Origin of the sequence: uncultured Maricaulis sp., assembly GCF_947259345.1 — a bacterium.
Classification (GTDB): Bacteria; Pseudomonadota; Alphaproteobacteria; order Caulobacterales; family Maricaulaceae; genus Maricaulis.
The window spans coordinates 58,471-71,343 of the sequence record NZ_CAMYLS010000018.1 but is presented as its reverse complement, the minus strand read 5'-3'; the positions used below and the strand labels follow the sequence as shown (position 1 = coordinate 71,343).

The 12,873-nt window shown below is 63.2% G+C and carries 9 protein-coding genes; 1 reads left to right on the top strand and 8 read right to left on the bottom strand.

Features of this window, described 5'->3' with window-relative positions:
* Positions 1-7 precede the first annotated feature (7 nt).
* Positions 8-1,987 (bottom strand): alkyl sulfatase dimerization domain-containing protein, encoded by a 1,980-nt coding sequence (locus Q0X62_RS08280; protein WP_297733934.1) that lies wholly within the window; start codon positions 1,985-1,987, stop codon positions 8-10.
* A gap of 181 nt (positions 1,988-2,168) precedes the next feature.
* Between Q0X62_RS08280 and Q0X62_RS08275 the strand changes: the two genes are divergently transcribed.
* Positions 2,169-2,855: a Crp/Fnr family transcriptional regulator gene (locus tag Q0X62_RS08275; RefSeq protein WP_297733932.1), complete on the top strand. Its 687-nt coding sequence runs from the start codon at positions 2,169-2,171 to the stop codon at positions 2,853-2,855.
* On the opposite strand, the gene Q0X62_RS08270 is transcribed toward Q0X62_RS08275, so the two are convergent.
* The 7 genes from Q0X62_RS08270 to zwf form a co-directional block, all read right to left on the bottom strand.
* On the bottom strand, positions 2,829-4,541 hold the full coding sequence (locus Q0X62_RS08270; protein ID WP_297733929.1) for an adenylate/guanylate cyclase domain-containing protein: 1,713 nt from the start codon (positions 4,539-4,541) through the stop codon (positions 2,829-2,831). The genes Q0X62_RS08275 and Q0X62_RS08270 overlap by 27 nt on opposite strands.
* A 170-nt stretch (positions 4,542-4,711) precedes the next feature.
* Positions 4,712-5,320 (bottom strand): hypothetical protein, encoded by a 609-nt coding sequence (locus tag Q0X62_RS08265; protein ID WP_297733926.1) that lies wholly within the window; start codon positions 5,318-5,320, stop codon positions 4,712-4,714.
* A gap of 56 nt (positions 5,321-5,376) precedes the next feature.
* Positions 5,377-7,422: a toll/interleukin-1 receptor domain-containing protein gene (locus Q0X62_RS08260; RefSeq protein WP_297733924.1), complete on the bottom strand. Its 2,046-nt coding sequence runs from the start codon at positions 7,420-7,422 to the stop codon at positions 5,377-5,379.
* A gap of 354 nt (positions 7,423-7,776) precedes the next feature.
* Positions 7,777-8,613, bottom strand: a complete 837-nt coding sequence (locus Q0X62_RS08255; RefSeq protein WP_297733920.1) for a DUF3108 domain-containing protein — start codon at positions 8,611-8,613, stop codon at positions 7,777-7,779.
* A gap of 63 nt (positions 8,614-8,676) precedes the next feature.
* A complete protein-coding gene (gene edd, locus Q0X62_RS08250; RefSeq protein ID WP_297733917.1) occupies positions 8,677-10,533 on the bottom strand; it encodes a phosphogluconate dehydratase in 1,857 nt (618 codons plus the stop codon).
* 28 nt (positions 10,534-10,561) lie between these two features.
* Positions 10,562-11,290, bottom strand: a complete 729-nt coding sequence (gene pgl / locus Q0X62_RS08245; protein ID WP_297733914.1) for a 6-phosphogluconolactonase — start codon at positions 11,288-11,290, stop codon at positions 10,562-10,564.
* Positions 11,274-12,749, bottom strand: a complete 1,476-nt coding sequence (zwf, locus tag Q0X62_RS08240) for a glucose-6-phosphate dehydrogenase (RefSeq protein WP_297733911.1) — start codon at positions 12,747-12,749, stop codon at positions 11,274-11,276. The genes pgl and zwf overlap by 17 nt, the downstream gene beginning before the upstream one ends.
* Positions 12,750-12,873: the final 124 nt, after the last annotated feature.

Sequence of the window (12,873 nt, the reverse complement as noted above, 5' to 3'; positions counted from 1 at the left end):
CAGCAATCTACGGCGTGACAATCGCAAATCCCGGATCAGGCTGTTCCAGCATGGCAAAAAAGCCAAACAGGGCGAGCCTGTCGCCGCTGACCGCGAACTCGTCCGAGCCGATCATCTCCATCAGCCCGGCCTCCTGCTGCAGCAAGCGCAGCCAGAAGGCCCGGGTAAGGGTGACACTGGCATCGGCCGCATCGACCGGCGGTCCAGCCTGATGGTGCATCACGCCGTTGGACAGACGGATCACGTAATGCTCATCAACATCGGTAAAGGCGAAATTGAAGATGCGGTCCTGCCGCGCTGCCGCCTCACCGTCCAACCGGGTCGCCATGGCGGCAAAGAACATGTCGAGCGGGATAGACTGCAGGATAGCCGTCCCGGCCGCCGTTGCGTCGAGCGCCTCGACGCCATGGCGCAACTCATAAGCGCCAGTCAGGTAGACATCACGCCAGGGGGCGCTTTCGGCGCGATAGCCCAATTGTTCATAGGACCGGGCCAGGAGTGAGCGCGCCGACGGCGAGTCCGGTTCTGCAAAGACAGCATGCTGGGACAACTCCGCCGCCCAGCGAAACTCACCCGACGCCAGGGCTTCATCGCCGAGTGCCAGTACCGCATCCAGACCGCCCATGGCCGCAACATAGCGATGCGCGGCCTCGCCCCTCGGCAGGGGATCGAGATGAGCCGGGACACCGTCATACCAACCGAAATAGCGTTGATAGACGGCCCGGGAATTATGTTTGAGCGTGCCGTAATAGCCCTGGACGGCGAAGACCGGCTGCAGGCTGTCCGGCAGGGTGATGGTTTCGGCAATCTCGTCCGGGCGGAGGCCTTGCGCAGCGAGACGCAGGGTCTGGTCGTGGATATATTTATAGACATCGCGCTGGGCGGTCAGGAATTCAGCGCTCTCGGACGCGCCCCAGACCGGCCAGTGATGGCTGTTGAAGATCACCTCGGTGCGCGACCCGAACCGCGTCAATGCCTCGTCAATCGCGTCCGACCAGGCCAGGGCATCGCGCACCTGGGCGCCGCGCAGCGTGTAGAGATTGTGCAGGGTGCGCGAAACCAGTTCGGCCCCGCACCAGGCCTCCAGGTCCGGGAAATAGACGGTCAGCTCGGCCGGTGCCTCGGTCTCCGGCGCATACTGGAATTCCATACGCACGCCATCGATCTCCAGCGTCTGACCTGTGTGATCAATAATATGCGTTGGCGCTGCGATCGTATGGGTGCCGAGCGCCGGGTGCTTGCCAAGTCCCGAACCGACATGGCCGCGTTCCGACCGCGGCAAGCGGGTCCCATACATATAACCGGCCCGCCGCCCCATCACGATGCCGGCCATGACATTCTCGCTGACCGCGGCCTCGAGAAATCCGGCCGGTGCAATCACCGGCGTATCCGGCCCGGCGACCGCACCGGCGCCGCCGAAATGATCGATATGGGAATGGGTCAGGATGACCGCGCTGACGGGCCGTTCGCCGAGTTCGCGATTGACCAGGTCCAGTGCGGCCTGCGCCGTCTCGACCGAGGTCAGAGGGTCTATGATGATCCAGCCGGTCTCACCGGCGATGATCGACATGTTCGCCAGATCATAGCCGCGCACCTGGTGGATACCCGGCGCGACCTCGAACAGACCATGCGCCTGGTTCAGCGCAGCCTGGCGCCACAGACCCGGATGCACGCTGTCCGTCGGCGCCGCCTCGAGGAAGGCATAGTCCGCCGGACGCCAGATCACCGCGCCGTCGGGATTACGGATCTCAAGATTCTCGTCGCGCCCGACAAAACCGCGCAGAACGAGGCGGTCGTCCTGCGACGGGTAGGCCGCCAGACGGGCGGAGGTTTCGGCATGGTCGCGCGCGACGCTCGGTGCTGCCGGCAGAAAACCGGCCGCGTCCGGCCCATCGGGCCCGCTGGTCGCCGCCGTGACCGGATCGCCCTCACCGCAACCCGCAAGCAGACAACACAGGCCTGCCAGAATGAGTATCGGTACCCGCATGACCGTCTCCCGAGAAAACACTGTTCACTTGAACCTAGCCGCCTTCCATCCGCATGGCGATGAAAAACCGAGCCCTCCGCAGGTCAAGCGCTAGAATTTGCTGGTTTTTTTGATGAAGCCCACTAGGTTTGTCGCCATGTTTCGCCACGCATACGTGGCAGTTGGGCCGCCGGGAAACCTCATGAAGCTCGATACGTCTTGGAATGAGGCCCTCAATGACCTGGGGGTTGCGGGCGCAGCGCCTCGCCAGGAGATGGTGGCCCGAGCGGACCGAACCCGTGTGTCCGCTGGCACAGCGATCATCGCCCAGGACGAAGCCGATGATCGGGTTTTCCTATTGCTCAGAGGACGGGCTCGGGTTGTCCTTTTGTCCGAGAACGGTCAGGAGATTTGGCTCGACGCTTTCGAGGCCGGTGCTGTTTTCGGCGAGCTCGCCGCGCTGACCGGAGCGCCGCGCATCTCCGGTATTATCGCAGAATCCGACTGTGACCTCGCCGTCTATGACGGCAGGACATTCTTTGATCTGATGCACCGGCATGGCGAAATAGGCTTGGCACTCGCTCGCATCCTGGCGCGACGTGTTCAGCACACCACGCAACGCATGTTCGAGCTTTCAGCCTTGTCGGCACCGGGGCGAATCTACGCCGAATTGCTGCGCATGTCCCAACCGGTCGGCTCGGACGGAACGGCGCGGGTTATCAAACCTGCCCCGTCCATGAAGGAATTGGCTTCGCGCGTGAACTCCACTCGGGAAACCGCCTCGCGCACGATCAATGACCTGCAGAGAAAAGGGCTGCTCCAGAAGCTTAAAGACCGGATCGAACTGGTTGATCCTGAACAGCTAGACCGGTTGCGCGGCTCCAGCTGATCGCGCACGTCTCAGCCGGGCCGCCGCCCGCAACGGCAGTGCGCGCAGGGCATAGAGCCTTTGCTCGGGCATATGGGAATCGATTCGGGTCTGGCCGACATACTCACTGCGAAAGTCAGAGGACGACATCGCCAGCGCCGCCGCAAAGGCTTCGCTGACAAAGATGGATCCGGGCACTGTCGCCGCCTCGATACGCGCCGCGACCGCCACCTGACCGCCAAAGAGTGAGGGGCGCTTTTGCAGCGGGTCCTTGCCTTCGTGAACCGGGCCAAAATGCCCGGCAATGCGCAATCCCAAAGAGGTCGGCAAGTCCTGGGCGCGCATGTCGATTCCGGCAAAGGCCAGCCTCAGGCTTTCCGCTGCCCGCGCCGCCTGCTCGACCGTCCGGAACGCCAGGAACATACCATCGCCCCAGCTGTCGGCATGCACGGGCAGGTCGGCAAGCGCGTCACAACATTCGGCCAGCGGTTTGAGCACCGACTGGACGAAATGCGGAACGCGATCATCCGGCACAGAGGATGAGCCGGCAATGTCCAGAAAGAGCATTGCCCGCATTGCGGGTCGGAAGCCGGGCTCCGGCGCAGAGTTCCGGGGCGCTGGCGGCGCTGTCTGGCGCGGACCGGGATAGGCGAGGCGGACCTGGTCAAGCCCGCACTCCAACCACAGCTCGCCATCGCGCCGGGTCCCGAATTCAGCATCAAGGCCGCGCTCCCCGCCGCCCTCGGCGATCAGCACCTGCAAGGGCCGTGTGGCGAGGACCTGCGCGCGCATACGGGCCATACCCATGGCCACCATGCTCGCGTAATTGATGGTCTCCGGTGACAAGATGCGCCGGTCGCTGGTCAATTCTATAACTTTCTCGGCCCTCTCCAGGCAGGCATCAAATCGGGCCCGCCAAGCGTCGCCGAAGGGATGGACGGACGCGTCGACAAACGCCGGCACCGGGACTGGCAAAACCAGATTCAGCTCGCAGCCGCGGGCCAAGGCCGACTCGGCGATGATAATGTCCGACCCGGCTGCCAGGGCGCCGTAGACCGCGCCGACATTGTTGCGCGCGAGGGTGATGTCGACGATATCCCTCAGCCGCGCCTCCGACCCTTTGGCGAGGCGCCCCTCCCCTTCACCCAGACCGAAGATGTGGCCGGCGAAATGGACAGGGCGAGGCGGCTCAAGCGCCCGCAACCAATCGGCGTCCATGCCGAGAACCGATACGAGCAGGCGAAGCTGACGCAAGGTTGTCGCATGGGCCAGGTGATTTTGCGGATCCTGCCGAAAAGCCTCTCTCAGTGTGGAGCGGGCCGCCGACAAATCCCCAAGCAAAAGATTGGCTTCCGCCTCGGATGCATAGCGATAATAGGCAGCTTCCGGTGTCGTGGCGGCATGTCCGAAACTGCCGAACAGGACTTCCCGCGCGAAACGTTCCGCCTGACCGGCCTCGCCCGCCAGCATGAACATGCTGGCGGCGTTAACGGCCGGATAGTGACCGCCCGTCCGAGAATAGACATCGGCATACTTGCGGCCGCTTTCGAGCGCCAAACGGGCAAAGTCCTGACCGTGGGCTTCAAGCGCGAGCGCCTTGAGCAGCCGCGCACCAACCGCGAGGCAGTCCTCGTCATCACGGACATCAGCGAGACGGTGATCCCGATACGCGGCAAAGGCGCGCTCCAGGGCGCCAGACCTTATCAAGCAGAGGACGGCCCTATGCTTCAGCCAGACGTCATTTGGCTGATCCTGTAGTCCTGCCTGGCAAAGATCATATGCGCGAGCGAGATCGCCGGTATTGAATCGGTTGATGATCTGTTCACGCACATCTGGTCTCCGGTCGCATGCCGCCGTGCGTGCTTCGATCTTTCCGATCAAGGCGGGTTAAGCTCAACGGATGGATCAATGATGATGCGCGTGGACTGATTGCCTGCATCCTGCGACGCGTTGATGAAGAGCGCGAATTCATATGTCGCAGGCGCCTCGACCGGCTTGGTTTGAAGTTGGAAGCTGTAAGGCTTGCAGTTTTCACCATTCAGCATGAGCCAGTCCAGTCCGCAGAAGGCGTGTGACGGATCCTTGCCTTTGAACTTGATACGAGCCGGTTCAAATCCCCAACCGGGCACATGGATATGGAATATCAAGCGTGTTCGACCATGGGCGGCCTGATCGAATGGGCAGGGCACATCGTTGGAGCAAGACGTCCACATACCCGCCAGTGCCGCCGAAACGGCGGTCCGCAGGGTCGAGGCGTCTGCGTTGGCGAAGTCATTCACGGTTTCCGCAAAGATTACGAAAATCTGAGAAATCTCGGTCTCGTCAAAGGCTTCCCGCCCGACATCATTGCCCGTCATGACAACAAAGCCATCGGAAGCGCGCGCGATCAGGCTGATCTGGGTCTGTATCGGGGCCAGATCACAAGCGCCCAGTAATTCTTCCTGGGTAACGGTCCCGTCAAATGCGTCCTTGTCGATCACAGCCATTCAAAATCCCCTGCAGTTATTTGGCGGGTCGCCTGATCGGGCAAATCAGCCAAATCCTATTCCGCATTCATCAGCGGCAGATCGAGTCGCTCATTGGCATAAGCGAGCTCGGCGATGGAATCGACGCGGAGACGATTCCGGATGGGCTCCAGTCGGCGGACAATATCGGAACGTATCCGTCGCGCCTGGGCAGTCTGGCCCTGCGCCGCCAGGGCATCGGCAAGCGTGTTGGCGCCTGCGGCGAAATAATAGGGCGCGCGTTCCAGCGCATCCGACCAGTTATCCACCTGCCCGAGAGTCGCCAGCATATGCTCGACCGATGTTTGCGCGGCCTCGTGATCACCACGCGCCGCGAAAATTCGCGCCTCGATCAGGCTCGCGTGCAATCGCGTGACAGCAAAACTGGCGCCTTCCGCACCGCCCCAGGCAGGATGGGCCATATAGCCCGTGGCAGCCACATAAGCGTCCCGCGCGCCAGACGGATCGCCGCTATAGAGCTCGGCCTGCGCCTGCCAAAGACGCTGCCGGACCGCAATCAGACGCCATTGCAAATTGTCCGGCTCGTGCGCGATCAGGGCTGAGGCCTCCAATGCGGAGGATTCGAGTATTGCCAGCGCCAATTCGATATCGGCATCGGTCGTGGTCTCGCTCGGCATGACCAGCAAGCGCGCAAGGGCATATTCCGCAGCGATCACGGTGCGCCGGACGCGCCAGTCCTCCGTCACATCAATGCGCCCGCTCTCATAAAGCTCCAATTGCTCGCGAAGCACTGCGATGGACGCGTCCCGGCCGTCCGTGATCTCCGAAACAGACGCGACCCAGGCGAGGGTCCTCGCGACATTCGACCAGGCCGGGTCATCGTCAGGCCGACCCGCTGCGATGACCCGGAATCGTTCGAGGGACGCTCTTGCCTCCACAAGCGCATCCGCCCACCGCCGCTGACCCACATACAAGGTCCCGATATTCGAGTGGGCATGACCGACCTCAGCCTGCCACTCGGCATTCTCCGGATCGGCTTCGATTAGCTGATAAGCGAGGTCTCGGTACTCGACGAAACGACGCTCCGCCATTTCCAGATCGCCCCGGCGCCAGGCGAAATACCCGACCCAATAACTGCTTTGAGCGTGCTCGTAGATACGTTCGGGCATCGTCGGATCGACCGCGAGAATACGGCTCGTGGACTCGTAGGCGATACGAAAATGCTGGTAGGCACTGTCCAGATCACCCTGCGCACTGTCGATTTCGCCCAGGAGATGGAAGGCGCGCGCCCGCCGGCCCAGCTCGTCTGTTGTCATGGCCGCCGGACCTTGGTTGTCGTAATACTCGATGACCTTGGCGCCCACGGCATCAAGTGCATCGAGCCGCCCGACCGGTTCCAGATTGTCTCGCAGATCATTCAACATGAACTCAATGAGGTCCTCGGCCTCGGCCTTGCGCCGTTCCGCCTCGGAGCGAGCCGAGACGGCCAGCAGCGTCAATGCCACCATGGTAACGGAAATTAGTACAGAGACGCCTGTGATGACGGTCACGCGGCGTTGCCGACGCTGGAGGTCGCGCTGGATCAACTGGTCCAGGCTAACCCCGATCAATCCTGCCACGAGTTTGAGCAGCGCCATGCGACGCCCGTCGGCCTGCCGCCGCATGTCGGCGGCGACCGGCTCGTTGACGACGCCATCAGCGCCGGGTTCCAGCAGGGCGGGCGGAAAGCAGGCGAGTCCCGGCTCAAGCTCCGGGTCTGCGTCAGGATCACCCGCCAGAACCGCGGCGAGTACAACACCGTCGGGATTGAGCTGACGATAGGCGCGGATCTCCTCATTGACCCAGCGTGACACCACGGAATCCGGCGAACAGACGACGATCAGTGTGTCAGAACTGGCCAGCGCTTCACGGACTGACGCTGTCAGGCTGCCGGTCGCGGCCAAGTCTTCCCGATCTCGAAATATCGGGGCCAATCTTCGAGGCACCGGCCCTTTCGGTGTCTCGCGTCCAACCAGCCGCGAGGGCACACGATAGGTTTCAAGCTGACGGTGCAGGGCACGCGCGAAATCCTGATCCCGATGGCTGTAACTGATAAATGCGCGGTAGCGCGTGCCCACACTCATCGCCTGTCCCCAAATCACGGACAACCATCATTGGTGTTTCGCAGCAGTCGTGCAACCGGGAGCCGTTACCCGCCAGCCTGGCAAACTCAGCTTTCAACACGTTTCCGGCATGCCCGCGCCAAGGCGCTTCGCTGGCAACCACAAAACCCGGCCCTCATTGCGCCGGGGTGGGCCAAGCGCGACGGGGTGCAAGGCGAAGTTGGGGCTTCGCATGGGCAAGGACTTGCACCCCGCCGTTCCCGGAACAGCAAGCTGCACGCGGGAGTTTGGGGCCGCTCGTGGAGCGGTTTGGAGAATCTAGCAACATGCTGCCTTGCAACATGTGATGGCGATCACGCCGGCATGGATTTTGACCTAGCCGCCAGCCAGCGGTTCGACCGCCAGTCCGGTCAGCTCGATTGTCACCCCCCCAAAGCCCGCGCGCGTATGCAGGCGCACCGGCAAATAGGCTGACTCTCCGGCGATCGGAGCGAGCCAGAGGACCAGCGGGTGCCGCAGTTCGGACTCACTTGGATAGTCTTCCGGATCATAGCCGGAAATCGGTTCATACCAGGCATGGCAGAGAAGTGCCTCGCCGCGCCAGGCGCGCGTCCGGACCCGGTCTGTCCCGACAGTTTCCAGACGAAGATCATAGCGCGCCTTGCCGTCGAATACGGCGAGACGGCCGTCACACCCCTCGCCGCCTTCCAGACGGCGCGACAATTCAAAGAAGGCCGTCATCGGATCGATCACATCTGTCCGGTCGCTGGCACTGGCCGGCGGCACGCCCCAGGAGCCAAAGGGCGGCTCCACATTGGATCGGGCCACATCATCCGCAAATTCAACCCGCACGGAACGGACTTTTGAACCGGTCCGCTCGACATGCTGATAAACGGCCGGCTCGCGGGCACCATTACCCCCCTGTCCGGAGACTTCTGCGCGAATATCGAAATCGGTGAAAAGCGCCGCGAGCCCGGCCGCCTCGATATAGCTTTCAGCCGCATATCCGGCGTCGCCGAAACGCGCATCGAGCGTGATTTCACCGACTTTGAAGAAGAGAACCGAAGACGCATAACGCGCCGAGACCCGCACAGCTTCGGATGCAGACCGGGGCGCAAGACCAGCCTCATCGCTGCCGGCAGCGCCCGTGGCCAGACCGAGACCCAGGCTCAGGCCGATTCCGGCCACAAGACAGAATTCACGCGTCGACATGACAACCCCCGGTACCAGGCACGCGACCAATCTCGCCCGGCCCTGCGACAGGATGATGGCAGGTCAGGCCGGAATCAATGCGTCATCGCGGTGCGACGCGACAGCAAGATCGGGGATCGCCAGCGCGCCCTCCTCAGCCGGCCCGGCGAGTTGGCGAAAGCCGGAGAACAGCTCCCGGCCCATGCCGATCTGGACCGCTGAAGGCGGCGTTGCCAGAGCGCGATTATCAAACCCGTCTGCCTTGATCTCGAGCGTGCCGGCGACCGCATCCAGGCGGACAAGATCATCATCAAGAACCCGGGCCAGCGGCCCGCCGAGCGCTGCCTCCGGGCTGACATGGATCGCCGCCGGCACCTTGCCGGACGCGCCCGACATGCGCCCATCCGTCACCAGGGCGACCTTGAAACCCCGGTCCTGCAAGGACCCCAGTGCCGGGGTCAACTTGTGCAATTCCGGCATGCCATTGGCGCGGGGTCCCTGGAAGCGCAGAACCGCGATGAAGTCGCGGTCAAGTTCGCCCGTCTTGAAGCGGTCGAGGAAATCATCCTGGCTTTCGAACACGACGGCCGGCGCCTCAACGATGCGATGCTCCAGCTTGACCGCCGAAACCTTGATCACGGCGCGGCCAAGTGGACCGTCGAGGAGTTTCAGCCCGCCATCGGCGGAGAAGGGCTCCGATACCGGGCGCACAATCTCGAGATCGCCGGACTCGGTGGCGGCCGGCTGCCACATCAACCCGTCGCCATCGGGGAAAGCCTCGCTGGCATAGGCGCGCAAGCCGTCGCCCATCACCGTCTTCACATCCTCATGCAGCAGGCCGGCATCGAGCAGTTCGCGGATGACATAGCCCAACCCGCCCGCGGCATGGAAATGGTTCACATCGGCCGGCCCATTGGGATAGACGCGGCACAGGAGCGGCGTGATATCGGCGAGCGCATCAAAATCGGTCCAGTCGACCAGGATGCCGGCGGCCCGGGCAATGGCGATCAGGTGAATGGTATGATTGGTCGAGCCGCCGGTCGCATGGAGGCCGACAATCGCGTTCACGATCGCCTTTTCGTCGACGATTTCGCCCATCGGGGCATAGGCGTCCTTGTCGGCGGTGATCGCGGCGGCACGCTGGGCTGCAGCCCGCGTGAAAGCCTCGCGCATCGGGTCGGCCGGGTTGACGAAAGCGGCGCCGGGAATGTGCAGCCCCATGATTTCCATCAACATCTGATTGGAATTCGCCGTTCCGTAGAAAGTGCAGGTCCCCGGCGAGTGGTAGGATTGGCTCTCGGCCTCCAACAGGGCATCACGGCCGACCTTGCCCTCGGCAAAGAGCTGGCGGACCTTGGCCTTCTCCGGATTGGGCAGGCCGGACCGCATCGGGCCGGCCGGTACGAAGATCACGGGGAGATGCCCGAAGCGCAGCGCGCCGATCATCAGGCCCGGCACGATCTTGTCACACACGCCCAGGCACAGGGCAGCGTCAAACATGTTGTGAGACAGGGCCACCGCCGTCGACATGGCGATCACGTCGCGGCTAAACAGGGAGAGCTCCATGCCCGGCTGGCCCTGGGTGACGCCGTCGCACATGGCCGGTACGCCACCGGCGATCTGGCCAACGGCACCGACCTGATTCAGCGCCTTCTTGATGATGTCCGGATAGGGTCCGAAAGGCTGATGCGCAGACAGCATGTCGTTATAGGCGGTGACGATGCCGACATTGGCCCAGCCACCATCTTTCAGGGCGCGCTTGTCCGCCCCGCCACAGGCGGCAAAGCCGTGGGCGAGATTTCCGCAGGACAGGGTCGAGCGATTGCGACCCGTCTCGCGGGCGGCCGCAATCTGGGCGAGATAGGCCGAACGGGTCGGCGCGCTGCGCTCGCGGATACGGTCCGTGACGGCGCGAAGGGTCGCCTTGATCGTCTGGGTCATCATCAGTCTTCCGTTCAGGCGGACGCGCTCAGCGCGTCCAGTGAATTTCGGGGCAATCGTCCGGCGAACGCAGTAGGACGCGGATCGGCATGTCTGCAATCGGGCCGGCCTCCATCGCGGCTTCAAGTGCGCGCTTCTTTCCGTCGCCGGCGACCAGAAGCAGGCTCAGCCCGGCGCCCGCCAGCGCGGCCCGGGTCAAGGTGATGCGATCCGTAAGCGCGCCGGTCACCGCGGTTTGCTTGGCCCGAATGGCGGCAACCGGCGGTCCGGTTTCGGCAAGCGCGACGTCCAGACCATCGGCCCGCGGGAACCAGGACGCCGTGTGACCATCCTCGCCCATGCCGAGGATCAGCACATCCGGCGGGAAAGACACGCCGACCAATGCGTCCTGCACGGCCGCCAGTCCGTCGAGCGGCGTCTCACCCGGCGCCTTGAGGCCGATCAGGCGCGCTGCCGATGCCGCGCCGATCATCAGGGTGGATTGCAGGAATGTCTCGTTTGACCCGCCCTCGCCAGGCTCGACCCAGCGCTCATCAACCAGAATGACCGTCACTTTCGACCAGTCGATCTCGGTGTCGGCCAGTCGACGATAGAGCCCTTCCGGCGTCGAGCCGCCGGATACCGCAAAGATCGCCTCACCCCGTTCAACAATTGCCGCAGCCAGGCGGTCCGCCACAGGCTGCGCCAGCGCCTCGGCCATGGCGGCCTTGTCGGCGTGTTCGGTGAAAGTGAGGTTCGGATTAGCGGTCAAGGCCATCAAACCACTCTCTCTCCTCACGGGCCAGCAGAAGCGCAGACTGGGTCGGGCCATCTGTGCCGGCCTGATAGCCATAGAGTTTGGCCTGGCTGTCTTCCCAGGACTGGATGATCCCATCGACCCAGCGCCACGCCGCCTCGACCTCGTCGCGGCGCATGAAAAGACTGAGATTGCCACGCACGACCGCCATCAACAGGCGTTCATAGGCATCCGGATAGTCCCGTTCGAAATGCTCGGCATAGGCCAGATTGAGCGGGACGTAGCGCAGACGGAGCCCGCCCGGCCCGGGATCCTTGGTCATCAGCATCAATTTGACGCCTTCATCCGGCTGCAAGCGGATGACCAGGCGATTGGGATGCATCGCGCCTTCCGCCGCGCCGACCACATCGTGCGGAATGGGCTTGAACTGGACGATGATTTCGGAGCGTCGCGCGGCCATACGCTTGCCGGTCCGCAGATAGAAGGGGACACCGGCCCAGCGCCAATTGTCGACATGCGCCCGCACGCCGACAAAGGTCTCGGTCTGGGTGGCCTGACCCACCTCCTCGGCATAGCCCGGCACGGTCTCACCCTCGACCGCGCCAGCCTGGTATTGGCCGCGGACCACATCCTGATTGACATTGGCCGCCGTCACCGGCCGCAAAGCCTTGAGCACTTTCAGCTTCTCGGTTCGTACCGCATCGGGATCCAGCGACGCAGGCGGCTCCATCGCCACCAGGCAGGCGAGCTGGAGGAGATGGTTCTGGACCATGTCCCGCAGGGCGCCGGAGCGGTCATAATAGCTCGCCCGTTTGCCGGCCCCGAGGGATTCCGCAACCGTGATCTGGACATGGTCAATCCCGTTGGCGTTCCAGATCGGCTCGAACAGGTAATTGGCAAATCGCAGGATGAGCAGGTTCTGGACGGTTTCCTTGCCCAAATAGTGGTCGATCCGGAAGATGTTGTTTTCTTTGAAAACTTCACCGACCTTGTCATTGATCGCGCGGGCCGTGTGGTAGTTTGAGCCGATCGGCTTCTCCAGAACGATGCGTGCGTTCGGCGTGTTCAGCTTGTGAGCCGCCAGCCCGGCGCAGATCGCCCCGTAGATCGAGGGCGGCAGCGCCAGATAATACAGCCGGATCTTGGTCTCATCCGGATCGAGTGCGGCAGCGAGGTCTTCCCAGCCAGACGTCTCACTGGTGGCGTCGACCGAGACATAGGTCAGGCGGCTTGCGAACCTGTCCCAGGACGCCCGGCGCTCTGGCGAGGTCTTTGCGGAAACAACATGAGTGGCGGCCATCTCCTGGAAGGCCGCCGATTCCATGGAATCCCGCGAGGCGCAGATGATACGGCTGTCATCGGTGATCTGCCCATCGCACCAGCGATGGAAGAGCGCCGGGATCAATTTGCGCAAGGCCAGATCCCCGGTGGCACCGAATACAACAATATCAAAGGGTTCGACGGGTACGAGTTCGGCCATATCCGGCTTCCTGCTTGACGCGCCGTGCCGTTGGTGCGTCGCGATCTACAATAATGTTACCCCTAACATAGGGCGGGCGACCGGTCGACCTTGATCTCCATCCTGGCACAATTCAGGCCGGTCT

Excerpts from the sequence above, each read along its gene's own strand:
- Q0X62_RS08255 (WP_297733920.1), bottom strand. The coding sequence starts at position 8,613 with ATGTCGACGCGTGAATTCTGTCTTGTGGCCGGAATCGGCCTGAGCCTG.
- Q0X62_RS08260 (WP_297733924.1), bottom strand. The coding sequence starts at position 7,422 with ATGAGTGTGGGCACGCGCTACCGCGCATTTATCAGTTACAGCCATCGG.
- pgl (WP_297733914.1), bottom strand. The coding sequence starts at position 11,290 with ATGGCCTTGACCGCTAATCCGAACCTCACTTTCACCGAACACGCCGAC.
- edd (WP_297733917.1), bottom strand. The coding sequence starts at position 10,533 with ATGACCCAGACGATCAAGGCGACCCTTCGCGCCGTCACGGACCGTATC.
- zwf (WP_297733911.1), bottom strand. The coding sequence starts at position 12,749 with ATGGCCGAACTCGTACCCGTCGAACCCTTTGATATTGTTGTATTCGGT.
- Q0X62_RS08275 (WP_297733932.1), top strand. The coding sequence starts at position 2,169 with ATGAAGCTCGATACGTCTTGGAATGAGGCCCTCAATGACCTGGGGGTT.
- Q0X62_RS08265 (WP_297733926.1), bottom strand. The coding sequence starts at position 5,320 with ATGGCTGTGATCGACAAGGACGCATTTGACGGGACCGTTACCCAGGAA.
- Q0X62_RS08280 (WP_297733934.1), bottom strand. The coding sequence starts at position 1,987 with ATGCGGGTACCGATACTCATTCTGGCAGGCCTGTGTTGTCTGCTTGCG.